The organism is Pseudoalteromonas sp. Angola-7 (genome assembly GCF_028599255.1).
Lineage (GTDB): Bacteria > Pseudomonadota > Gammaproteobacteria > Enterobacterales > Alteromonadaceae > Pseudoalteromonas > Pseudoalteromonas atlantica.
The window spans coordinates 1-711 of record NZ_JAQREL010000038.1 but is presented as its reverse complement, the minus strand read 5'-3'; the positions used below and the strand labels follow the sequence as shown (position 1 = coordinate 711).

Below are 711 nucleotides of genomic sequence, written 5' to 3'. Positions count from 1 at the left end.
TAATTATTACTCTACGATAGTTGCTACAACACCAGCACCTACAGTACGGCCACCTTCACGGATAGCGAAACGAAGACCTTCGTCCATCGCGATTGGCGCGATTAGAGTTACTGTCATCTTAACGTTATCACCAGGCATTACCATTTCTACGCCTTCTGGTAACTGTACGTCACCTGTTACGTCAGTTGTACGGAAGTAGAACTGTGGACGGTAACCTTTGAAGAAAGGAGTATGACGACCACCTTCATCTTTAGAAAGTACGTATACTTCTGAAGTGAATGTAGTGTGTGGGTTGATTGAACCAGGCTTAGCTAGTACTTGACCACGTTCAACGTCTTCACGCTTAGTACCACGTAGAAGTGCACCAATGTTCTCACCAGCACGACCTTCGTCAAGAAGCTTACGGAACATTTCAACACCAGTACAAGTAGACTTAGTAGTCTCTTTGATACCAACGATTTCAACTTCGTCGTTCACGTTGATGATACCAGCTTCAACACGACCAGTTACTACTGTACCACGGCCTTGGATTGAGAAAACGTCTTCGATAGGCATGATGAATGGCTTATCGATGTCACGCTCTGGCTCTGGAATGTAAGAATCTAGTGCTTCTGCAAGCTCAACGATCTTGTCTTCCCACTGCTTTTCGCCTTCAAGTGCTTTAAGAGCAGAACCTTGAATTAGTGGTAAGTCATCACCTGGGAAGTCGTA

Annotated in this window: 1 protein-coding gene; it reads right to left on the bottom strand. The window is 45.0% G+C overall.

Features of this window, described 5'->3' with window-relative positions:
• Positions 1-6 precede the first annotated feature (6 nt).
• Positions 7-711: EF-Tu/IF-2/RF-3 family GTPase (locus tag PSH50_RS20985; RefSeq protein WP_273610071.1), on the bottom strand; the 705-nt coding region annotated here is incomplete at its 5' end.